At 54.8% G+C, this 23,240-nt stretch carries 22 protein-coding genes; 8 read left to right on the top strand and 14 right to left on the bottom strand.

The window, feature by feature from the left end; all coding sequences use genetic code 11:
• The 4 genes from ACTIKR_RS13375 to ubiE all read right to left on the bottom strand — a co-directional run.
• Positions 1–457, bottom strand: a 457-nt coding sequence (locus tag ACTIKR_RS13375; protein WP_442328078.1) for an ABC transporter substrate-binding protein, incomplete at its 3' end; no start/stop codon positions are given.
• A gap of 166 nt (positions 458–623) precedes the next feature.
• Complete coding sequence (locus ACTIKR_RS13370; protein WP_442328077.1) at positions 624–1,388, bottom strand: ABC transporter ATP-binding protein; 765 nt, start codon at positions 1,386–1,388, stop codon at positions 624–626.
• Positions 1,389–1,594: 206 nt separating this feature from the next.
• Positions 1,595–2,572, bottom strand: a complete 978-nt coding sequence (locus ACTIKR_RS13365) for a Tim44 domain-containing protein (RefSeq protein WP_193088454.1) — start codon at positions 2,570–2,572, stop codon at positions 1,595–1,597.
• A 180-nt stretch (positions 2,573–2,752) separates the two neighbouring features.
• A complete protein-coding gene (ubiE, locus tag ACTIKR_RS13360) occupies positions 2,753–3,520 on the bottom strand; it encodes a bifunctional demethylmenaquinone methyltransferase/2-methoxy-6-polyprenyl-1,4-benzoquinol methylase UbiE (RefSeq protein WP_193088455.1) in 768 nt (255 codons plus the stop codon).
• 119 nt (positions 3,521–3,639) lie between these two features.
• Between ubiE and phoB the strand changes: the two genes are divergently transcribed.
• On the top strand, positions 3,640–4,335 hold the full coding sequence (gene phoB, locus ACTIKR_RS13355) for a phosphate regulon transcriptional regulator PhoB (RefSeq protein ID WP_025371273.1): 696 nt from the start codon (positions 3,640–3,642) through the stop codon (positions 4,333–4,335).
• Between the two features lie 126 nt (positions 4,336–4,461).
• Complete coding sequence (gene phoR, locus ACTIKR_RS13350) at positions 4,462–5,802, top strand: phosphate regulon sensor histidine kinase PhoR (RefSeq protein WP_193088456.1); 1,341 nt, start codon at positions 4,462–4,464, stop codon at positions 5,800–5,802.
• A gap of 283 nt (positions 5,803–6,085) precedes the next feature.
• Here phoR and ACTIKR_RS13345 read toward each other — a convergent pair whose 3' ends face one another.
• From ACTIKR_RS13345 to ACTIKR_RS13305, 9 genes are all read right to left on the bottom strand, one after another.
• Positions 6,086–6,691 (bottom strand): TetR/AcrR family transcriptional regulator, encoded by a 606-nt coding sequence (locus ACTIKR_RS13345; protein ID WP_442328076.1) that lies wholly within the window; start codon positions 6,689–6,691, stop codon positions 6,086–6,088.
• Positions 6,692–6,729: 38 nt separating this feature from the next.
• Positions 6,730–7,620, bottom strand: a complete 891-nt coding sequence (locus tag ACTIKR_RS13340; RefSeq protein ID WP_442328075.1) for an acetate--CoA ligase family protein — start codon at positions 7,618–7,620, stop codon at positions 6,730–6,732.
• Between the two features lie 98 nt (positions 7,621–7,718).
• Positions 7,719–8,801, bottom strand: coding sequence for an acetate--CoA ligase family protein (locus ACTIKR_RS13335; protein ID WP_442328074.1), 1,083 nt, complete (start codon positions 8,799–8,801; stop codon positions 7,719–7,721).
• Positions 8,798–9,889, bottom strand: coding sequence for an acyl-CoA dehydrogenase family protein (locus tag ACTIKR_RS13330; protein ID WP_442328079.1), 1,092 nt, complete (start codon positions 9,887–9,889; stop codon positions 8,798–8,800). The genes ACTIKR_RS13335 and ACTIKR_RS13330 overlap by 4 nt, the downstream gene beginning before the upstream one ends.
• A gap of 4 nt (positions 9,890–9,893) precedes the next feature.
• Positions 9,894–11,102, bottom strand: a complete 1,209-nt coding sequence (locus ACTIKR_RS13325) for an acyl-CoA dehydrogenase family protein (protein ID WP_442328073.1) — start codon at positions 11,100–11,102, stop codon at positions 9,894–9,896.
• 7 nt (positions 11,103–11,109) lie between these two features.
• Complete coding sequence (locus tag ACTIKR_RS13320; protein ID WP_442328072.1) at positions 11,110–11,901, bottom strand: enoyl-CoA hydratase/isomerase family protein; 792 nt, start codon at positions 11,899–11,901, stop codon at positions 11,110–11,112.
• 17 nt (positions 11,902–11,918) lie between these two features.
• On the bottom strand, positions 11,919–12,887 hold the full coding sequence (locus ACTIKR_RS13315; RefSeq protein ID WP_442328071.1) for a Bug family tripartite tricarboxylate transporter substrate binding protein: 969 nt from the start codon (positions 12,885–12,887) through the stop codon (positions 11,919–11,921).
• Between the two features lie 33 nt (positions 12,888–12,920).
• Positions 12,921–13,886, bottom strand: a complete 966-nt coding sequence (locus ACTIKR_RS13310; protein ID WP_442328070.1) for a Bug family tripartite tricarboxylate transporter substrate binding protein — start codon at positions 13,884–13,886, stop codon at positions 12,921–12,923.
• 224 nt (positions 13,887–14,110) lie between these two features.
• Complete coding sequence (locus ACTIKR_RS13305) at positions 14,111–15,031, bottom strand: LysR family transcriptional regulator (RefSeq protein WP_442328069.1); 921 nt, start codon at positions 15,029–15,031, stop codon at positions 14,111–14,113.
• 167 nt (positions 15,032–15,198) lie between these two features.
• On the opposite strand from ACTIKR_RS13305, the gene ACTIKR_RS13300 reads away from it, so the two are divergent.
• From ACTIKR_RS13300 to ACTIKR_RS13280, 5 genes are all read left to right on the top strand, one after another.
• Positions 15,199–16,704, top strand: a complete 1,506-nt coding sequence (locus ACTIKR_RS13300) for an AMP-binding protein (RefSeq protein WP_442328068.1) — start codon at positions 15,199–15,201, stop codon at positions 16,702–16,704.
• A 39-nt stretch (positions 16,705–16,743) separates the two neighbouring features.
• Positions 16,744–17,709: a Bug family tripartite tricarboxylate transporter substrate binding protein gene (locus ACTIKR_RS13295; RefSeq protein WP_193088465.1), complete on the top strand. Its 966-nt coding sequence runs from the start codon at positions 16,744–16,746 to the stop codon at positions 17,707–17,709.
• 227 nt (positions 17,710–17,936) lie between these two features.
• Positions 17,937–18,689: a 5-oxoprolinase subunit PxpB gene (pxpB, locus tag ACTIKR_RS13290; protein ID WP_193088466.1), complete on the top strand. Its 753-nt coding sequence runs from the start codon at positions 17,937–17,939 to the stop codon at positions 18,687–18,689.
• A 9-nt stretch (positions 18,690–18,698) separates the two neighbouring features.
• Positions 18,699–19,721 (top strand): biotin-dependent carboxyltransferase family protein, encoded by a 1,023-nt coding sequence (locus ACTIKR_RS13285; RefSeq protein ID WP_442328067.1) that lies wholly within the window; start codon positions 18,699–18,701, stop codon positions 19,719–19,721.
• A 131-nt stretch (positions 19,722–19,852) separates the two neighbouring features.
• Positions 19,853–20,605, top strand: coding sequence for a LamB/YcsF family protein (locus tag ACTIKR_RS13280; protein ID WP_193088468.1), 753 nt, complete (start codon positions 19,853–19,855; stop codon positions 20,603–20,605).
• A gap of 169 nt (positions 20,606–20,774) precedes the next feature.
• On the opposite strand, the gene ACTIKR_RS13275 is transcribed toward ACTIKR_RS13280, so the two are convergent.
• Entirely contained in the window at positions 20,775–21,374 is a 600-nt protein-coding gene (locus ACTIKR_RS13275) for a YqaA family protein (RefSeq protein WP_226816827.1), read from the bottom strand.
• Between the two features lie 116 nt (positions 21,375–21,490).
• On the opposite strand from ACTIKR_RS13275, the gene ilvA reads away from it, so the two are divergent.
• A complete protein-coding gene (ilvA, locus tag ACTIKR_RS13270) occupies positions 21,491–22,999 on the top strand; it encodes a threonine ammonia-lyase, biosynthetic (protein ID WP_442328066.1) in 1,509 nt (502 codons plus the stop codon).
• Positions 23,000–23,240 lie beyond the last annotated feature (241 nt).

The following is a 23,240-nucleotide window of genomic DNA, read 5'->3' as shown; positions in this document are numbered from 1 at the left end:
CGTTGAGTCCGGCTTCCTTGAACACCACGCCGCGCAGCACGGTGTCTGCAGTACTGCCCTGGCTCTGGGATGCCAGCGTTTTTCCTTTCAGATCGGCCACAGCGTCAATACCGGCATCATCACGCACGACCAGCGAGTGGTAGCCGCGCTGCGCACCGGCCACAACCTTCAGGTCTGCGCCACGAGAAGCCCAGGAGATGGCATTGGTAAAGCCAAGTACACCCACATCGACCTGGCCGCCAATAATGGCCTTGACCAGATCGGTACCAGACTTGAACTCCATCAGATCAGTGTCCAGGCCCTGTTTTTTGTAGAATTCACCCTCGTGAGCGACGATCGCCTGCGCATCGTCCATCACCCGCAGATAACCTACCTTGAGCTTGTCGGCCGCCATGGCCGCACCTGAAAGCAACAGCGAAGCCACCAGGGGCAATGCGGTCCATTTACGAATATTCATCTCTGACTCTCTCTAAAAATTTGACTGTTTTTTGTTATTGACTCACATACTGCCCGCTTGCGGATGCCTTGCAGTCTGCCTGCCGAATCTGCTTGCCTACACCTGCCACGATACACAGATGACTGAGCGCTCAAAAAAGACCGCATCAGCGCCTGCAGCGCCACGCTCAAGCAACCATTTCGACCGGCTTGGGTTCATGCGTGACCGCAATACCCAGCAGGCTAAGAATTTCTCGTTTTTCCGCTGCAAGATCAGACAGATCGTGCGAACGTGACCGGTGGCTCAGATTGAATTCCTTGAGCACCGTGGCAGGCCTTGCGCTGAACACCATGACCCGGTCGGCCAGGAACAGGGCTTCGTCCACATCATGCGTTACCAGCAGCACGGTCGGCCTGGCTTGCTCCACCAGATCAAGCAACACATCCTGAAGACTGAGCCTGGTCAGCGCATCCAGCGCGCCGAAGGGCTCATCCAGCAAAAGCACTTCCGGCTCGGCAATGAACGCACGGGCCAGCGCTGCGCGCTGACGCATTCCTCCCGACACCTGGTGCGGATAATAATGTTCGAATCCATCCAGGCCCACGCGTTGCAGCCACGTCGCGGCGCGCTCGTAAGCCTGCTTGCGGGCCACCTGCTGAAACTCCAATGCCATGGCAACGTTCTGCTTTAGCGTCAGCCACGGATATAGCGCATGTTCCTGGAATACCAGCGTGCGGCTGGGATCCGGCTTGATCACAGGCTGCGAATCGGTATCGATATTGCCCGATGTGGTGCTCTCCAGGCCGGCAGCCATGTGCAACAGCGTGGATTTGCCTGAACCGGAAGGCCCGACCAGGGCAACAATCTCGCCCGAGCGAAAGTCGGCGCTGAAATTCTCAACGACCGAAAGCGAACCGAACTGCTTATAAACATTGTTGAAGCTAAGATTCACGGTATTTTCCCTATACGATCTGACACTATAACCAAATCTTCTTAAGAGAAAAAATAATTAGTATTTATTTTTATATAGCTATTAGTTATTAACAATAAACAGCAGTCATCAGACTTGCTCTGCCACAAACAACAAGGCGTGATCACGAAACCATGATCACGCCCAGCGTGCCGGCTGACATTGCCGGCGGTTGTTTTAAAGTACGGTCAGGAAGCGTTATCCACCGGAATCTGCTGAATGCCCGCCAGCAGCCAGCCGGAATTGTTTTCCTTGTACAGGTTCCATACTTCCTCGAAGCGGAAGGCGGCTTCCTGCGCGTCTTCACGCAACATGCCGGAAAAGCGCACTGAGGCAAGATGACCATCCTGAACCTGCTCAATACCAAGCAGTTCCGCATTGAGCAGCACGACTTCAGTCTGGCTTTGTCCGGCACGGCTGGTAATTTGCGGAGACAGCTCTGCAACCAGATCTTCGGTCAGATAGTTCTTGAGATCTTCAATATCGCCCTTGTCCCACAAACCCTGAATGGTCACGAACTGCTTCTTGGCGGTTTGCAGAAAGGTTGGCGTATCAAAATCGCCCGGGATAAACCAGCTTTTGTCTTCTGGTTCGGCCGCTGCCTGCGCATTGCCGGAAAAGTCTGTGGCAGACAGGCCACTGTGCTGCTGCGTGCCACCACTGGCAGTATCCTGCCCGGAGTACTGATGCCGTGAGCCTGGCGCCGGAGCACCGGACTGTCGCTGCATGGGCGAGGCGCCCTGGAAGGCCGGACGGGCCTGACCACCGCGTAAACGGCGCACAATAAACATAACGCCAAAAATAACGATGGCAATAAGAAGGGCGCTGGACAGGAATTCAAGCATGGCTCCGCCCAGACCCAGGCTTGAGAGCAGCGCCGCAATGCCCAGACCAGCGGCTATACCGGCAATAGGGCCCAGAAAACGGGAAAACCCACTACGCTGTGCCGCAGCGCCCGCGTTGGCTGGCGCCGCAGAAGTACGATTGACCGCTGTGGGCGCCTGTGCCGCCGGAGCCCGGTTCTTGGTAATGCTGGAAGACTGGCGTCCAAAGCTGCTGCCGCCTCCCATGCGGCGGGCTTCAGCGTCATAGGTCACAGTCAGCATGCTTACAGATGACACGACAATCATCGCAGCCGCGAGAAATTTAGACCACTTTTTGAACATTGATTATTGCTCCGGTGGGATTGACCCACAATGAATAAATTAGCAAACAATTTAATCTTACAAAAACCTGAATATTTATGCAAGCTACTTTGTAATGACCGGAAAATGAAGGATCGGCCTGCCCGATCGGCACGCCTACGCCGGTGCTGCAACCCGCGCGTGGGCAGGCAGAACGGGGCGTCAGAACAGTTTTACGCCTTCGTGCAACGCCACTACTCCGGCAGTCAAGTTGAAATAGCTGACCCGTGGCAAACCGGCGTCGCGCATCATTTGCGCCAGCGTTTCCTGATCCGGGTGCATGCGTATGGATTCGGCCAGATAGCGGTAACTATCTTCGTCATCTGCCACTTTTTTGCCAAGCCAGGGAAGAATATTGAACGAATACCAGTCATAGGCAGGCGCCAGTGGCGCCGCGATCCGCGAAAACTCCAGCACCAGCAATTTACCGCCGGGCTTGAGCACCCGTTGCATTTGTTGCAGGGCCTGGTCCTTGTGCGTCATATTGCGCAGACCAAAGGCAACGGTGACCACATCAAAAAATTCGTCGGGAAAAGGCAGGTGTTCGGCATCGCACACCACCGTAGGCAGCAGCACCCCCTTATCGATCAGGCGATCCCGCCCGACCTGCAACATGGAGGAATTGATATCGGTATGCCAGACCTGACCGGTTGGCCCGACCTTGCCTGCAAAAGCCAAGGCCAGATCGCCGGTGCCCCCGGCAATATCGAGCACCCGCATGCCAGGCCGCACGCCCGCCCGTCCAATCGTGAAGTTTTTCCAGAGACGGTGCATGCCACCGGACATAAGGTCATTCATCACATCGTAACGTTGCGCCACCGAATGAAACACTTGCGCCACTTTTCCGGCTTTTTCCTGTTCATCGACAGTACGGAAACCGAAATGCGTGGTACCGGATTGCCCGGCTGACGTTGGACGTTCTGAATTCATATGCAATCTTTATGAAAAGTAGGCGGGATTGTCACAAACATGACACAATTAGGCAATACCATTGAGATTAGTATTTCCGGTTAATGTCAATCGCGTGACTTTTTTAATTTTACTTCATTATGGCCAGCACAATTCTCGTCGTCGAAGACGAACCCGCAATTCAAGAGCTCATCTCCGTCAACCTGTCCTTTGCCGGCCATAAAGTGCTGCGTGCGCTGGATGCCGAGCAGGCAAAGGTGCTGATCAATGCGGAATTGCCCGATCTGATTCTGCTGGACTGGATGCTGCCCGGCTCCACTGGCCTGAATCTGGCGCGCAATTTGCGCAGCAGCGAGCGTACGCGCGACATCCCCATTATCATGCTCACCGCCAAGAGCTCCGAAGCCGATAAAGTGGAAGGACTCGAAAGCGGCGCCGACGATTACATTACCAAGCCCTTTTCGCCCAAAGAACTGATGGCGCGCATTAAGGCGGTACTGCGTCGCCGCGCCCCCCAACTGACCGACGATGAAATCGAGATCTCCGGGCTCAAGCTGGATCCGGTCTCGCATCGCATCACAGGCAATGGGTCAAACCTGCCGCTGGGTCCGACCGAATTTCGCCTGCTGCATTTTTTCATGACGCATCCAGAGCGGGTGTTCACTCGCGGCCAGTTGCTCGATCAGGTCTGGGGAGACCATGTATTTCTGGAAGAACGCACAGTCGACGTGCATATCCGCCGCCTGCGCAAGGCGCTCGAGCCGAGCAATCATCATAATCTGGTTGAAACCGTACGCGGAAGCGGGTATCGTTTTACCTCTAAACTGCCGGCCTAATTGCCCAACAGGCCCGGCATAGCGGGCCCGGTTTTCATTATTGATGCTGGCCAACTGCTGGCGCGCCGTGTTTTTCTTCAAGATTGGGCGGCCAGCGCACGCCATTGTTCAGGAATATAATCAATCATGCCCCGCCCCTCACTCCTGTTCGCCTACCTTGCTGCCGTTGCCCTCGCGCTGGGTCTCCAGTGGTTTGTTGGCGGGCTCAGCGGCGTTCTGTTGCTGGCTGTGTGCGGTTTCGTTTATCTTGCCAGACATCAGCGCCATCACAGGCTCACGCTCAAGTGGGCCAGCCGTCCCACCAGCGCCCCGCCACCCGATCTGGGCAGCTATGACGAAATCGTCACCCCAATTTATAAATACGTACGCACCCGCCAAAACGAATATACAGCGCTGCGCGAACTGACCAATAATGTCCTGTCGGCTGCGCAGGCGCTACCGGCTGCAGCGGTCACGCTGGACAAGTCTTTTCAGATCGAATGGTGCAACGCCCAATCCCAACGGTTGCTGGACCTGGTCTACGAAAAAGACAAGGGCTACAACATCTTCAATATCATTCGCCTGCCTGAGTTTTTCGATTACGCCCAAAGCCGTCAATGGGCCCGCCCTTTGCGCAGTCGCAGGGAAATCGGCGGACAGGTGTGCTCCCTGCAATTTCAGCTGACCCAGCACGCCAACGAAGGATACCTGCTGCTGTGCCAGGACATTACCCAGCTGGAAAAACTGCAAACCACGCAACGGGATTTCGTTGCCAACGTTTCGCATGAAATCCGCACCCCGCTGACAGTATTGATCGGCTTTCTTGAGACCATGCGCGACCTGCCGCACGAAGCGCTAACCAAAGAACAGCGCAAGCAATACGAAGAGCTGATGCACGAGCAAGCGCAACGGATGCTGGCGATCGTGGCCGATTTGCTGACCCTGTCTACCCTGGAATCGACCGAGATCGTCGACGGCTCAAACGTGCAATTGGCTCCCATTATTGACAAGGCTGCCGTACAGGCCCAGTCAATCTCACGCGAATCGCACGCCTTCGAATTCGACGTGGATCCCGCATTGACGGTAGTCGGACAAATGAACGAGCTGGCGTCGGCGGTCACCAACCTGCTGACCAACGCCGTACGCTACACGCCGGAAGGCGGCAAAATCACCATACGCTGGGCCCGCAACGAACATGGCGAGGCCATCTTCAGCGTGACCGACACGGGCCTGGGTATTGAAAAGAAAGACATTCCGCGCATTACCGAACGCTTTTACCGGGTAGACAAAAGTCGTTCCCGCGCATCGGGCGGAACCGGTCTGGGCCTGGCCATTACCAAGCACATTGTCATCCGGCACAATGCCAAGCTGGTTGTGGATAGCGAAATCAACAAGGGCAGCACGTTCAAGATTGTTTTTCCGGAAAACCTCGTCGTCCACACTCCGGAGAGCAATGACGCCAAGATCGTAGAGGATGCCGGGGCGTAATTTGCACGCGCCACGACCAGAAGCCAGGCGGGTGCGCACAACTACGCTAGAACAACCAAGGTTGCGGGCGCCTGGGATGGCGCTGCGTCCAAGTTGCCAACCGGCTCCCCATAAATTGTCAGACAGCAATATTGCCGGATCAGACCTGTTGCTGCGATTTTATTGATGCCATTTGCTACTTCTGCAGACCACTGGACTGGTCAGGAGGTCGGGTCCTGCGCAGCCAGGAAGGCATATCAACTTCCCGACCAGGCCCATATCATTGCCACGCATACTGTGAACATTATTCGGCAGGCGTCTGATGGCTACGCACGCCATTTAAATAAGTGTCCAGATAAATGTCTATGATTTGCGTGGCACTATATTTGCCGTCGCTGCGATACCATTTAGGCAATTGATTGATAATCGAAAGCAGAAATTTGCTGGAAAGCCGCAGCTCCAGGTCGCTTCTGAAGATGCCCGCGTTCATCCCCTCACGGATAATCTGCTTGAGCAAGCCCTCGTACGCATCCCTGACTTCCAGAATCTGCTCACGGGCCTCATCGGAGGCCGCCCCCCAAAAGAGCGCAGACCCCGACATCCAGCTATCCTGGTTTTTTTCGTAATGGTTAACAGAAGCGTGCATGAATGCGCGTAAACGCGCCTCTGCCCCGCCTTGTGCCTGGCTGACCGCGCTCTGCACTTCAGAGAGCAATTGGTCCATGCCGGTCCTGGAACTGGCGCGATAGATAGCCTCTTTGCTTGGGAAATGATGATACAGCGCTGCTTTGGTCAAGCCGGTTTCAGCCGCAATCATGCTGATCGACGCACCACCATACCCGTATCGCGCAAATAGACGTCGCGACGCTTCCAATATTTTTCGTCTTCGGTCCGGGTCTCTGGATGCCATGCAATAGTCTCGTTATAGGGTTCAGCCGTGAATTATAGCTAAGTTCCCTTTCTAAACGAGATCACTGCATCCAGACAAGCCGTCCCGGATTCCATTACAACGAACGGATTGATATCAACGCCTTCGAGCACCGGCGCCCAGTCTTGGGCAAAGTCCGACAGGCTCAGGAGCGCAGATTCCAGCGCTTCGATATCGTGCATTTTCTGGCCTCGCCACCCGGTAAGCAACCGGCAAGCCCGCACCGACCGGACCAATTGGCCAGCCCGTGCTTTGGACAACGGCACAGAGGCGAAAGCGACGTCGTCATATAATTCGACCGCCACGCCACCCAGACCGAACATCACCATTGGGCCAAACGTCGGATCTATATGTATGCCCAATATTGTCTCGATGCCGCCTTTTATCATCGGAGCGATAAGCACACCCTCAATTGGCGGTTTGTCACTCAATTGTCCGGCTGCCTCCAGCAACTGCTCGAATGCCTCCTGCACTTGTCCGGCATTCTGCAAATTCAGCAGAACCCCTCCGAATTCAGTCTTGTGCTGAATGTCCGAAGAGACGATTTTCGCCACGACCGGGTAGCCTATATCGCGAGACGCGGCCACTGCTTCGGCTGCGCTTTCACACAACGCTTCCGTCGGCACCGGCAGGCCGTACTGCGCGAGCAGGCGTTTGGCCTGCCACTCGTTCAGCGCAGGCTTGCCGACATCAGGCCGATGTCGGCCGGGTCGAACCGGATCAGGCAAACCAGGATGCAGCGTTAACCAACGCCGTTTGAGTTCGCACAACGCAGCCACGGCTCGCATTGCCCGCCCGGGATCGGCGAAAATCACCAGGCCTTGCTGCTCCAGCTGCTTGCGTAACGACTCCTCCGACGGCCCCACCAGTACGATCAGACGTTCGGGATAATTGGTCCTGATCGCTGCCAATTGCTCAAGCAGCGGAAGAAATCTGCCCGGATCGCAAGGGATCTGGGCTAAATAGATAAAATGGATGGCGAACTCGGTACCGCCAATGACAAGGTCTATCAGATCCGGCAGCCCCTGCTTGATGGCACTACCTTGCGCGCCTGCTGCTGCAAATGTTCGCTTACAGCAGGAACCTTTACGCCATAACGCTCGGCATCGTCGGCCATTAGCACACCGATACCACCCGAGACGGTGATAATGCTGGCGCAATCATTCGCAGGCAACGGCAGTTGCGTGCACACGTATGCAATGTCCAGCATTTCTTCAATTGAATAGGCGCGCCATGCCCCGCATTCCTGGCATACCACGTCAAAAATCCTGTCATTGCCGGCGATCGCTCCCGTGTGGGTCGCTACCGCCTGCTGGCCGGTAACAGAACTGCCGACTTTCATCAGGACCACCGGCTTGCCGGCCGCTGCGGCTTTGAGCAGGGCTGCGCGCAACCGATTGCCGTCACGACACCCTTCGATAGCCGCACAGATCACTTTGGTCTGCGTATCCGAGGCTAGAAAATCAATGCATTCGGTAACGTCAATATCAGCCTCGTTGCCGGTCGCAACGATGCGCGCAATCCCCAATCCTCGTTGAATGGCCTGCGCATATGCGCAGGAACCAAAAGCACCACTTTGGGTCGCAAAACTGATGCCTCCAGGCGAGGGCGTAAGGGCCTCCAGTGCAGTGGAGAAGGTTGCAAAGTAGCGATTTCGCACACTGACGATGCCCAGGCAATTGGGGCCAAGCAATCGCACGCCATGACGCTTGGCCAGATCAACCAATTGGTTCTGCCGCACAAGACCGTGCGCGCTTTCTTCTGAAAAGCCCGAACTTAATACCTGAACTGCTTTGATGTTTTTTGCTATGCAATCCTGCAAAGCGTCTAGCGCTGCCGACGCTGGCACAATAATGAGCGCCTGGTCAACATCGCCGGGGATATCTGCCAGACAAGCGTAGGCTTTCAACCCTTGCACTGTTTCGGCACGCCGGTTAATAGGATAAATATCCCCTTCATAGCCTGCTTCGAGCAAAAACCGAATCGGCCTGCCTCCCAGTTTTGCAGGGTCTGACGATGCTCCGATGATCGCAACCGAGCGTGGATTGAAGAACTGATTCAATGAATGACTATTCATCGTAGCTGACGTCATTTGGTGCCCGCCTGAAATTGAGTCAGTGCTTTGGCGTGGCTGTACGCATCGCCAAAACGAAATGCACTGGCCAATAGCCGCGAAGCCATGCGCGCTGCCATGGTCTCCTGGGTCATGCCCATGCCGCCGTGCAGCTGGATGACCGATTGTGCAAACGCTATCGCCTGTTCTCGCGTATATATGCCAAGCAAATCCAAAGCTGCCAGATCGTCGCTGCCACCTGCGCCATCCAGTGAACGCAGTGATGCTATTAGCAGGTTCTTGCCCGTTTCAAAACTGACATAGAGTTTGGCAACATCATGCCGAAGCACCTGAAACTGGGCCAATGCCTGTCCAAACTGCTTACGCTCCTGCAAGTAGCTCACGGTCTCGGCCAGCATATAGTTCATGGTACAAACAATATCTGCGGCTACCGACACTTGCGCCAGTTTCCAGCCTGCCTGACGCATTGCCAACGCGGCATCACCCTGGGCCAGAACGCTATGGTTGGCTATTTTTAACGATCCCAAATCAACCTGCTTGATGCGCCGCCTCTCGACGGTGGTAAAACGACGGGCCTGATCCGGCAATTGCTCGGCCTCGATAAGGACAATACTGATTTTCTGGCTAGCCGTGTCAAGCGCGCAAAATAATACGTGTGTGCAACATTCAGTCCACTCAAAAGCATCTAGCTGACCACTAAGGATCCAGCCATCAGTGACGGGCGACAGTTGGGCAAGCTTGTGCGTTTCCCGACAGCTGAGCGATCCAGCCAGTTCAATACACGCCACGCCTTGGGCAATCTGCAACAGCAAGTTGCTGACGGTTTCCTGCTCGGGCGCCGCTTCAAGCATGCCTGGCACAATGCAACACCGAGTCATGATAGGCAGATTGACTGCCCGGGAAGCCATGCCCTCTAGCAAAGAGCCGATATCAGCAAACGTACCGCCATAGCCGCCATTGCTTTCGGAAATGAGTGTGCTACTCCATCCCATTTCCTGGATAATGCCCGGAGGTATTGCTGCCTCGTATGACGATACCTTTTTTGCTACACGTTCAGCGCCTTCCAACAGAACGCCGGGAAAAATAGTTGCTGCTTCGAATCCCATCAAATCATGCTCCAAACAATTGACGTGCGACCACATTTCGTTGAACTTCTGTCGTTCCGCCGGCAATAGTCTTGGACCGGGTAAACATATAGTTCTGCAGCCAGATCCCCGATTCAGTCGGATCCGACCCCTCAGATATAAATTGTTGGCTGCCGGCCGGGCCGATAATCCGCAATGCCACTTCGCTAAGCCCTTGCGCTACCAGGCTGCATCGCAATTTCAATGCTGAGGGTTTTGCACCTAACGGCTTTTTCTCCATCATGTCGTCGATTGCGTCGGCCAGCATCTCCCGGGCACCCTTTATCTGTGCTGCCAACATGAACATACGCTGATTCAGTGCCGAGTAGTCATGGCTCGCCTGTTGTTCATGCTGACTTGTCCATAACAATTGCGTCACTCTGCGCCATTGCCGGACCAGTTGACCAACGCTAGCCGGCGGCAAACGTTCGCGCTCAAGCAGATACTTGGCGCACTGCCAGCCCTGCCCCTCTTGCCCCACCCGTTGGGTCAGCGGTACATGTACGTTTTCGAAAAACACTTCATTAACGTGGTGCCAGCCATCGATGGTTTCTATCGGCTTGACCGTTATCCCCGGCGTATCCATGTCCACCAGCAGCAGCGTAATGCCCTCTTGTTTTTTTGCTTCGCGCGAGGTTCTCACCAGCATATAGATCACGTTCGCTTCGTGAGCGTGAGAAGTCCAGATTTTCTGTCCATTCACGATGTAATGGTTGCCGTCCAATTCTGCGCGGGTTTGCAGGGATGCCAGATCAGAGCCCGAATTTGGCTCCGAATAACCCTGGCACCACCAGTCAGAACCATTGAGAATTCGGGGAAGATAGTGTTGTTTTTGCTCGGACGTACCAAACTGCATAATCACCGGCCCAATGTGGCCCAACCCATGATGATAAAGCGGTGGACAATCAAAATCTGCGATCGCCTCTTCAAATATCATGCGCTGGCGCAGGTCCCAGCCGGTACCGCCATGTTCGAGCGGCCAGCCAGGCGCTGCCCAGCCATGTTCGTGCAGGATTTGCTGCCATCGGCTATATACCGTACGCGTCAGTTTTTCTCCGGCCCGCACCTTTTCGCGGATATCTTCGGGGCAATTGTGCCCAACGAAATGACGCACTTCGCGTTGAAACGCCAGATAACGACCCTGTTCATTGTTTGCGCTCGATGGCAAGCAAAGATAATGTTCATTCAGTTGCACAGCCATATCACCTGCCCTTGTACTGCGGCGTACGTTTTTCCAGAAAAGCCTGCTGCGCCTCGGCGGCGTCTTCTGTCCTCGATAGCGCAACAGTAATGTTTTGTTCGTAACGATAACCCTCGCGCTGTGGCATATTGAGCGTCACTTGCGCAGCCTGCTTGGCATACTGTAAAGACAAGGGCGCTTTTGCTGCGATCTCTTTAGCCAAATTCAAGGCATAAGGCAATAGCTCTTGCCGCGGCAGGCTGGCCTCTATCAACCCTAAACGGTAGAGTTCATCAGCGGTCACTTTCATTCCGGTATAAAACATACGCCGGGCCCTGGATTTTCCGAAGATTCGCTGCAATAATGCCGTCCCGCCTGCCAGCCCGACGTTAATCTCTGGCATGGCCACATAAGCATTATCCGAAGCAATCCATATATCGCAAGCAGCCATCAACCCGAAGCCGGCTCCAAGCGCGGGACCGTTTACCGCTGCGATAACCGGTTTGCTGCAATCAGCAATGGAAAGGGCCGCTTCGCGCACCAGACGATTGTGACTCCAGTAAGCGCCTGGACCGCGTTGCTTTATAGCAGGACGCTCGGAGATATCCGCACCCGCAGAAAATATGTCGCCATGCGCAGTCAGCACAACACATCGTATTTCTTCATCATCATTGAAAGAGTCAAAAACGCCAATCAACTCCTCACGCAGGGCAGCACTTTGCGCATTGACGGGTGGGCGATTCAAATAAACAATAGCAACGCCATCTAGACGTTCAACTTCGATAAACTTCAGAGTCATTGGTTTGGTTTCCATTGATAGTATTCTGGTCTTTACTGAACGATAAACTTCACACCGCCATCCACCAGGCCCTGCAGCTTTCGGGCCTCTGCATCAAGGAAACCGGCAAACTCGGCTGGCGTGCCACCGACAACAAACAATCCTGCGTTATCGAGCACTTTTCGAACCTTCGGGTCTTTAAGCGAGGTATTCAATCCCTTATTCAATTTATCGATAACGGGCTTTGGCGTATTGGCTGGCGCCATGAAGCCAAACCAGCTACCAAAGACCATATCTATACCCTGTTCCTTGAAAGTTGGCACTTCAGGTGCTGCGGGATGTCTGGACTCATTCGCAATACCAAGTGCCCGTAACCGTCCCGCACGCACATTGGTAATGGAGCTCGGTCCGTCAAAGATGCCATCGACCAGGCCGGCTAAAAGGTCATTCATGGCCGGTCCTGTGCCTTTGTATGGAACATGAGTAAAACTCACACCCACCTGCTTGGCCCACAACTCAGCGGCAACATGGGGGCTTGAGGCATTGCCTGACGACGCAAACTTCAGATTACCTGGTGCTTTTTTCCCCTTCTTGATCACGTCATCAAGCGTATGCAAATCACTCTTTCCGGGCACAACCAGCATACTGCGGCTGTTGCCCAGCAACATGACCGGTGTCAGCGCAGCAGGCTCGTACGGCAGGTCCTTTCTCAGGATCGGATTGGATGTATATGCATAACTGGTTAGCAACAGCGTGTAGCCATCGGGTTTGGCTCTGGCAACCTGCTGCGTACCGATAATCGTGGCTGCGCCGCCTTTGTTTTCGACCACTACCTGCGTATCCCACAAACGCCCCAGATAATCACCAATCGAGCGGGCATATGCATCAGTGATGCCACCTGCGGCATAGGGCACAACAAGTGTAATAGGCCGATCCGGGAAGGTCTGCGCGTGCGCCGAAAACGCGCATGCCGCACATAAAGACGCAATCGCGATTTTTAATTTCGTTTGGTGTTTTCTCATGCTTTTGATCTCGGGAAGATATTGAACAGTCAATTATTTTTCATGTGTCACCGCAATTGCGGCACTATCGATGACCGCTTTCCAGCGCTTCTGCTCGCTGCGGACGAGGGCCTCCATTTGCTCAGGCGTACTGCCACCGAGCATGGAACCGGTTGAGGCAAACGTTGCCTGTAATGTCTTGTCGGACGCGACCTTATTGATTAACGTATTGAGCTTTTCAATAATGGCATCGGGTGTTGCGCCAGGCGCCGTAATGTAATTGACCGGTGAAGCTTCGAAACCGGTCAGTACATCGGCGATGGGTCGGATGCCCGGTTCAATGGCAGCCGGCTGCAATGTAGACACGCCCAGAGCCCGCACCTTCCCCGAGCGGATATGCGGCAGGTATACGCTGAGCGTATCGATCGTCATCTGCACGCGCCCTCCTACAATATCGGCCGCAGCAACAGAAGAGCCCCTGTAAGGTACGTGGGTAATGTTTATGCCAGCCATTTTCTTGAACAGCTCTCCAGCAAGATGACTGGTCGAACCAATACCCGAACTGGCAAAATTGACCTTGGCCGGGTTTTTCTTCGCGTAGTCGATCAATTGCTGTATTGAGATTGCAGGAAAGTCTCTGGTAACAACCAGAACATTGACGCCCGCCGTCAGTTTACTGACGGCGCGCAAGTCCTTGAATGCATCATAGGGCAAGTTATCTATCAGATAAGGTGCGGTCATTTGCTGGCCGGGCGTGGTGTACAAAAGCGTATAGCCATCGGGAGCCGCGTGCGCTACTCGGGCGGCACCCAGCGTGCCTCCTGCGCCCGGTACGTTCTCGACAATAACACTTTGCCCGACCAACGCGGACATCGCCTTTGCAAACCTGCGCGCACCGGTATCCGCTCCGCCGCCAGGGGCAAAAGGCACGACCAGGTGGATCGCTTTAATTGGAAAAGTTATTTCGTCAGCACCGACAGACGGCTGTGAACCGGTAAGCGCGACGAATGCCAAGAACACGGGTAACAAAATCCTCACCTTGCCTCCTTATTTTTTATAAGCCGCTCGGATCAGCTACTTGAACTTACCGAACGATCGTTAAGTTCAAACTATACAGATAGGCAAGAATCGGACAAATTAGGATTAACCCGCACAACCCAGCCAACCAGAACACAAGCTTATATTCACAGTAGAGTGAGGAGCAATCATTTGCGTTTCTGAGGCCAGCACCACGGCGCCGCGCGCTAGGCAAACATCCGTCTTAATTTGCGGATGACAAAATCGATGAACCTTCTTTGCAATTGAGTCATATGGAAAGTCTGTGTGGATATCACATACAAACGATCGCCGAAACCTTTTATTTGGCACTCTGGCAATAGCCTGACCAGGGAAGCATCATCCAGTTCTTTTTGTATCGAATAAGCCGGCAGCAAGCCAATGCCCTGGCCGCAGATCACGTTATCCCTGAGAAATGGCAACGATTCGGACTGCACCCGCAAGCTGAGCGGAATATGGACCGTGCTATTTTCACTTGTGATAACAGTAAGTTTGGGGCTAGCCACGGTGTAGGTAGGCGTAATAAATGGCAAGGTGGCCAGCTGCCCTGGCATCGTAATCGGCCCAATCGTTTCCAGAAGACCAGGCGCAGCACATATACACCAGGGCACAACGCCTATTTCACGGGCGACATAGTCCTGAGGAATATTGTCAATCGTTGTTATCTGCAAGGCAACATCAATTTCGGAAGACAGGAAATTCTTGATCCTGTTGCTGAAAATGATTGTGAAGGAAATATTCGGGTTCTCTTTGATGAAGTCGATCAGGACAGTGTTGAAATAGTCCTGGCCCAGGCTGGTCGGCACGCATAGGCGTATATGACCCTGCATTTCATTTTTCAGGCCCGATAGCTGACGCTGCGCATTATCCAGTTGCTCAAAGATTCCGACGCAATGGTCATACAGACATTGGCCTGACCCTGTCAGATCAATGTCGCGCGTAGAGCGACGGATCAGTTGCGTGCCAGTGCTGTTTTCCAGCGCCTTGAGTTTCTGGCTGACCCCCGAGCGGCTGATTCGCAATTTTCTGCCGGCGGCAGACAGCGAGCCTGTACGCACAATTTCATGAAAAACGTATAAAAGATTCAAATCGTATTCATAAGGTTTCATATGAAATACACCCTGCCTTGTGCATGCCGTCATTGATCATCGACTTGTATTGTAGGTGTTTTCCTTTATATTGTTCATAATTAATAAACAATCTGTTGAGGGCAACCGCGTTGTATCGGCAGGGCAGATTCGGTAAGCTTTTTCTTATAACGAAAGGACACGAGACAATGATCAAGGCAAATCTGGTTTTCAATGATGCCGTGGTGAGCAATGAAGCGCTAAATCGGCAAACGGACTTGCTGACCGGCGCATTCGAACAAGCGTGCATCACAGATACTGATGTGATTGCCATTTACCTGCCCAATTGCCCTTCGCTTATTGAAGCAATTGCCGCTTCAATGCTATACGGCAATAATTATTGTCCGATCAATTACCGGCTGACACCGGCCGAAGTCAGCTATCTGTTGCGCGACAGCGAAGCCAGAGTGGTTGTGACCTGCAACGAAGGCTACGAAAAAATCAAGGCGGTTGTGCCTAATGAAATGACGGTCATTCTTGCAGATCAAGAGCGTGGCCAAATCACCCGCACGCATACCTACTACAAACTGAATCATTCCGAAGTGGCCCCTCGCACGGCCCCGGCACTGCCTCGCTCCAGATATCTTGGCACCCATATGCCCTATACATCGGGCACCACGGGCAAGCCAAAAGGGATCGTACGGGCGAAAAAACAGCGGGCCGACATTTCCGCCTCGCCCGGCCTCATCGCCGGCGCACTGGGCATTGAAGGCGCGGGTGTGGCGTTAATGCCCGCGCCACTGCATCACAGCGCGACCAACAGTTATGTCCAGCAGGCGCTGTTATACAGCAGCACGCTTATCCTGATGGACAGATTCGATGCCGAAAAAGTCCTGCAGCTAATTGAAAAATACGGCGTAACGACTGCCTATCTTGTCCCCACGATGTACAAAAGAATGCTCGATCTGCCACAGGCGAGCAAAGAGAAATACGATTTGTCCAGCCTGCAGTTCGTTGCCTCTACCGGTTCGGCCTGCCCTGCCCCCGTCAAACGCCAGATGATTGAATGGCTCGGACCGGTCATCCATGAAAGCTACGCCTCCAGCGAAATGGGCCTGGTCACACTGATCAACCCGACCGAATCAGCGAAAAAACCCGGCAGCGCCGGCAAACCACTGGGCAATGCCCAAATCAGAATCCGGGCAAACGGAATATGGGCGCAAGCGGGCCAAAGCGGGCTGATTTACGCGCGACAACCCGCCTATGCCGACTTCACCTACAAAAACAATCATGATGCGCGCCAATCCATGGAGTACGACGGTTTGTTGACCGTCGGTGACATTGGATATCTGGATGATGAAGGATATTTGTATGTGACCGACAGACAATCGGATATGGTTATTTCTGGCGGCGCCAATATATACCCCGCCGAAATAGAACAGCTCATTCATCAGCGGCAGGACATTGAAGACACCGCCGTATTCGGCATCCCGGACGAGGAGTTTGGAGAAAGCCTGATCTGTCTGCTGCAGATGAAGGCCGGGCGGACATTGAACAAAGATGAATTCATCCAGTTTCTCAGGACGCATCTGGCAGGCTACAAGATTCCCAAAAAAATCGGCGTGGTTGACAAGCTGCCCCGCGAAGAGACCGGCAAGCTATTTAAAAAGAAACTGCAACATTCGCTGGCCGATACACCGATCACCTACCTTTAAACTATTTTTATAATAATCAGCAAACAGAGAGACAATCAAATGAAACGAATAACCGGATACCTATTGCTTGCGGCATTGACCATGAATACGGCAGCCCTGGCCGCCGACTTCCCGACCAAGCCAATTACGCTGGTTGTTCCTTACACAGCCGGCGGCCCGACAGACCAGATGGCGCGGTCGCTGGCCCAGGGGCTCGCCGAGCAATTGAAGACGCCGGTGGTAGTCGATAACAAGCCAGGCGCGCATACATCCATCGGCACCGGCTATGTTGCCAATGCTACTGCAGACGGCTATACGCTTTTGATGGCCAGCAACGGCAGCATGATACTGAACCCCTTGCTATACAAAAAAACACCTTACAAACTGGAAGACTTCAAGATCTTTGCCATTGCTACCGAAGCGCCCCTGGTCGTTGTCGTCAATCCTAAGCTCAAGGTGCGCAATATCCAGGAGCTGATCAGCTATTCCAAGACCGTACCAAAGGGACTGAACTATTCGTCCGTGGGCCAGGGCAGCCCGCTGCACCTGGCTACCGAGATATTGAATGAAGAGGCAAAAATGAATATGACGCATGTGCCCTACAACGGCACGGCGCAGGCGCTGACGGCCGTGGCCGCCGGGGACGTGGATTTGATGAGTGACGTTGTGAGCACCTCGCTGCCACTGATATCGGCAAACAAAGTGCGGCCCATCGCCGTCACAACGTCGGAGCGGCTCAAGGTGCTTGCAGATGTGCCCACTGTTGCGGAATCGGGCTTCCCGGGTTTTCATGTCGCCACCTGGTTCGGGCTGGCGGCGCAAAAGGACGTACCTGCAGCAGTCACTGAAAAGCTGCATAAGGCTGCGTACCAGGTCATTACCTCGGACAGCTTCAGGAAACGCTTCGAAGCCCTGGGCTTGATCGTACAAAAAAATCAGAATCAGCAGCAGGTTGATCAATTTGTCCAAACCGATCTGGCCAGCTGGAAACGGATTGTCGACCTGAAACAGCTTTCACTGGATTGATGGCATCGCTGAAAAATCACCTTATCGTATGAGAGCAAAATCTGGCGAGTGCCTGTTCAATCTGCCGCTTTTCACTGAGGCAGATTGAACAGGCGCGTTCACTGCAACAACGACGGATATCGGACTCAGGTTTTACCCCTAGCCGTCGTCGCATCTTTCGGATTACTGATAAACTGTACGGCACACCCGTTCGCAGGTCCCGTTTTCCGACAGCATTTGCACAACGCATGAGTTCACACCCGGCCAATTCCACCGCCCCCTGGACCTTTACCTCTGAAGGCGATCATTGCCTGATCATCCGTTTCGGCGATCGCATTGATCCGGCCATCAACGCGCGGGCGCGCCAGGCTGCGGAGCTCATTCACAACGCCGGCCTGCCCTATATCAGCGACCTGGTTCCCACCTTCACTACATTAGGGGTGTATCTGCATCCCTTTTATGCCGAGCCGCCTGTACACAAAACGCTGATAGACACCCTGACTGCCGTGCTGGCGCCACTGGCCCGGCTGCAAGACGCCGCCGCCGATAGTGTTACCGAAGCGACCCGACTGATCCGTATCCCGGTCTGTTATGACCCGGAACTGGGCATCGATCTGGCACAGATTGCCAGGCATTGCGAACTCACGGTAGATGAGGTGATTCAATTGCACACTACAGCGCCGGTTCGCGTTTTCATGCTCGGCTTTGCCCCCGGCATGGGTTATATGGGTTTGTCCGATAGCCGTCTTGCCATCGGCCGACGCAGCACGCCGCGCAATCGTCTGCCTGCCGGTTCGGTCGCCATCGCCAACCGCCAGACCGTCATCTATCCCAATGAATCGCCGGGCGGCTGGAATATTGTCGGCGCGACACCGTTGCGCCTGTTTGACCCGAGCACCCCGCCCTATGCGCTTTATGCTCCTGGCGACCAAGTGCAGTTCGAAGCCATCGACCGCGAACAGTATGAACAGATCAAGGCGCAACAACATGCCACGGGTTGAGGTAAGAACATGAGTCTGCTGGTGCTCAAACCCGGCCCCCTGTCCGTGTTTCAGGATGCCGGACGACATGGCTACCAGGCCTACGGTGCACCGGTCTGCGGCGTCATGGACCAGGTTGCGTACAGGCTGGCCAATGCCCTGGTGGGTAATCGCACGCCCTTGCCCGTGCTGGAAATGACGCTTTCCGGTCCGCAGATCAAATTCGAGCAGAATGCCTGCATCGCCGTTTGCGGCGCCCCTTTTTCCCTGCGATGCGACAAAAGACCGCTGGCGGTCAACCGCCCGCACCTGATTCGCGCCGGTCAGATACTGGACATCGGTGCGGCCCCCATGCTCAATGGTCGGCCGCAGGGTCATGCGCGCGCCAGCCTGGCCATTGCCGGCGGCGTACAACTGACCACCAGCATGGACAGCGCCAGCACAGACCTCAAAAGCCGCATGGGCGGCATTCAGGGACGTGCACTGGCTAAAGACGACACGCTTATTCTTAACCGGACGATCAATGCAACCGCCGTTGACGCGCTGGACAACTTTCTGGATGCCTTCCGGATCTATCTACCGGCAGGGCTCGGGCTGGCAGCACGACGACATATTCGGATTACCCGGGGGGTGCACTGGACCCTGTTTGACACCCGACAGCAAGCGCTGTTTCTGAATTCACCCTATCGCATTACCGCAAATTCGGATCGCATGGGCTACCGCCTTGACGGCCCTAGCCTGGAACCCGAACCCGGCTTGCAGATTCTCTCGGAGCCCACTGCTTTTGGCACTATTCAGGTTCCGCCCGATGGCCTGCCGATTATTCTGATGGCAGACCGCCAGACCACCGGCGGGTACCCCAAAATCGCCAATGTCGCCAGCGTAGACTTGCCTGTGCTGGCGCGCTGTTTACCCGGCGAGCGCCTTGAGCTGACACTGATCAGTCTGGACGAAGCGCACCAGATCTTCCGGCAACGCGAAGCGCTGTTTGCCCCATTGCTGCAAGCCCTGGCGCCGCTCACCACAAAAATTGCCGCTGCGTTCTCTGGGTGAAATGCTCAGGACCAATGGTGGCGTTATTTGGCGGGCTCCGTTTGTTGCCCGCCTCTTACAGGATAGAATGCGGTATAAATGCCGATATGACTGCCGCGTTTTCACATGCATGAGGCAAAGGGAAGAATTCCATGAAAAAAATTGATCTCAATTGTGATATGGGCGAAAGCTTTGGCGCCTGGACCATGGGTGACGATGCCGCCATCATGCCTTATGTCACGTCGGCCAATATCGCCTGCGGCTTTCATGCGGGAGATGCGCATACCATGCGGCACACGATGCAACTGGCACTGCAACAGGGCGTCAAGCCTGGCGCGCACCCTGGCCTGGACGATATACGCGGCTTCGGGCGCCGCCCCTTTGCGCTCACGCCCATTGCCGCCTATGACTTGGTCGTCGTGCAGATCGGCGCGCTTGCCGCGGTCGCCCGTGCCCAGGGCGGCAGGCTTTATCATGTAAAAGCGCATGGCGCCTTATATAACATGTCGGCCAATCATGCCGAACTGGCGGCGGCCATTGCCCAGGCGGTAGTCGATGTCGATCCGCAACTGACGCTGTTTGCGCTGGCTGGCAGCAGACAGGTAGAGATCGCCCGCGGCCTGGGCCTGAACGTGATGCAGGAAGTCTTTGCCGATCGTTCCTATCAGGACGACGGCACCCTGACCCCACGCAGTCAGCCCGGCGCCCTGATCGAAGATGTTGAGACATCCGTGGCTCAGGCGCTGACAATGGTGCGTGAGGGCTATGTGATCGCCCAGTCAGGCAAAAAGGTGGAGATCGAAGCAGACACGCTGTGCCTGCATGGCGACGGCGCGCATGCGTTGGAGTTTGCACGACAGATTCACGCCGTTTTTGCAAAGGAAGGGCTGCTGATGGCCCATTGAGGCTATTGCTGTGATGCACGATTAAGGAGGTCACCACACCTTGATCGTTGCCGGTCACGCTATTGTTTATTTTGTTGCCAGCCGACAATGATCATTATTGAATCTGTCACGAGGCGATCAACGCTCGGACATTGCCCGGCCAACCCGGCAGCCAGGGCCCCGCCGCTTTTTACCAGAGCCACAATACAGCGGAGGTCATCAGCAGATAGCGCAGGAACTTGCCGATGGTCATAAAGACAATAGACGGCAACAAGGGCAGGCGCATCCATCCGGCAACACCGCAAAGGGGATCGCCCACCACGGGCAGCCAGGAGAACAACAACGCTGCGGGGCCAAATCGGTCAAAATAATAGGTCATCTTGCCATGCCACCGCCCCCCTTCTTTTCCCGGGGCGGCAGGCGCCGGCGCAGCGTCGTCGCCTTCGGATAGGTATTTTTCTTCGGCCGCAACCGCCAGACCGGTCTCATCGACAATTTCACCGGCCGCCAGCGCCTGCTTGTGCTGAAATTTTTCGTAGGCGACCTTCGCCGCCGTACCCATATAGTAAGTGATCACCCCGCCAATGGTATTGCCCACGGTGGCGATCACCATGGCAGGCCAGAACATGTCGGGCGCAATTTTCAGATAGGCGATGACCACGGGCTCCGAGCCCAGTGGCAGCAGCGTGGCAGAGACAAGCGCAACGACGAAAATGCCGGGCAAACCGACAGTCGGAAGGGATAACACAGTCAGCATTTCCCTGACCCACAGCATAACTTCATGTTCCATAACTTCCCTATTGGACCGACTTTTTGAAAACGACGGTTCCGGCTTTAATCCCAAAATCAGATCCGCTATGTTAACCTTAAGCGCTCATTTGTATTCTCTTTTCTTTCAAAAATAACATGTCAACCGACTACCTCAAACGCATACTGACCTCTCGTGTTTACGATGTCGCAATCGAAACATCCCTGGAACCGGCAACCCTGCTCTCGCAGCGGATTCAGAATACAGTGCTGCTCAAGCGTGAGGACACCCAGCCGGTTTTCAGCTTCAAAATACGCGGGGCCTACAACAAAATGGCCAATTTGCCCCCCGAAGCGCTCAAACGCGGGGTGATCGCCGCCTCTGCCGGCAACCATGCCCAGGGCGTGGCCATGTCGGCCAAGCGACTGGGCTGCCGCGCCGTGATTGTCATGCCTACTTCAACGCCAGCTGTAAAAGTGGATGCAGTAAAGCGCCTGGGCGGCGAAGCGGTGCTGCACGGCGACTCGTACAGCGACGCCTATGAATTTGCCTGCACCCTTGAAAAAAAGGAAAAGCTCACCTTCGTGCATCCGTTTGACGATCCCGACGTGATTGCAGGACAAGGCACCGTTGCCATGGAAATCCTGCATCAGCACCCTGGCAAACTGGACGCGGTTTTTGTGCCTATCGGCGGCGGCGGGCTGCTCGCCGGCATTGCCGCCTACATCAAACAGTTACGCCCGGATGTCGCCGTCATTGGCGTACAGACAGAAGACTCCGATGCCATGGCGCGCAGTTTTCGCGCCGGACGCCGCGTCCATCTGAACGACGTCGGTTTGTTTTCCGATGGCACCGCAGTCAAACAGGTCGGCAGCGAAACCTTCCGCCTGATTCATAAATATGCAGACGATGTCATTACCGTCAATACTGACGAGTTATGCGCGGCAATCAAGGATATTTTCCAGGATACCCGCAACGTGGTGGAACCGGCTGGCGCGCTTGGCCTGGCCGGCGCCAAGCGCTATGTTGCCGAGCACGGCTGGAAAAACAAAACCGTCATTGCCATTGCCTCGGGCGCCAACATGAACTTTGATCGGCTGCGTTTTGTTGCAGAACGGGCCGACGTGGGCGAAGCCCGCGAAGCCATCTTTGCTGTTACCATGCCCGAAGAGCGTGGCAGCTTCCGCCAATTATGTACGCTGCTGGGTGACCGCAGTGTGACCGAATTCAACTATCGCATTTCCGACGCGCAACAGGCGCATGTCTTTGTCGGGGTACAGATCAGCTCACACGCTGAAGCCGACAAACTGGCCAACACCCTGCGCCGCAAGAAATTCGAAACCCTGGACCTGAGCCACGACGATCTGGCCAAGTCACATTTGCGGTATATGGTCGGCGGCCATTCGCCACTGGCAGATAATGAAGAATTGTACCGCTTTGAGTTCCCGGAACGCCCGGGTGCGCTGATGCGTTTCCTGGATACCATGAACCCGGAATGGAATATCAGCCTGTTTCATTACCGCAACCAGGGTTCTGATTATGGGCGGGTGCTGATCGGCATACAGGTTCCACCGGCCGACAAAAAGGCGTTCAAACAATTCCTCTCGCAAATTGGCTATCCTTACGAGAACGAAAGCAAGAACCCGGCGTACAAGCTGTTTCTGTAAAAACAACCCGGACAGCAGTCAGCCATATAGGAAACATATGGATGGCGCACAGCGGGCAGATCAGGAGAAACCAGCCTGTTTCCCCTGATGGCTTTGCGCGGTCCGTGCTGGTCTATCCGGGCCCGGCCTGGCAACGTTGCTCAATACCGGCAGCCCCTGTCATCCCCACATACGCTCGCAACAGGTGCCGCCTGGCTGTGGGGCCATGCTTGCATGGCAAACAATGGCCGTGCTCAGAACT

The organism is Advenella sp. (assembly GCF_052108595.1).
Classification (GTDB): Bacteria; Pseudomonadota; Gammaproteobacteria; order Burkholderiales; family Burkholderiaceae_B; genus Advenella.
This window is presented reverse-complemented; position numbering and strand designations above follow the sequence as displayed.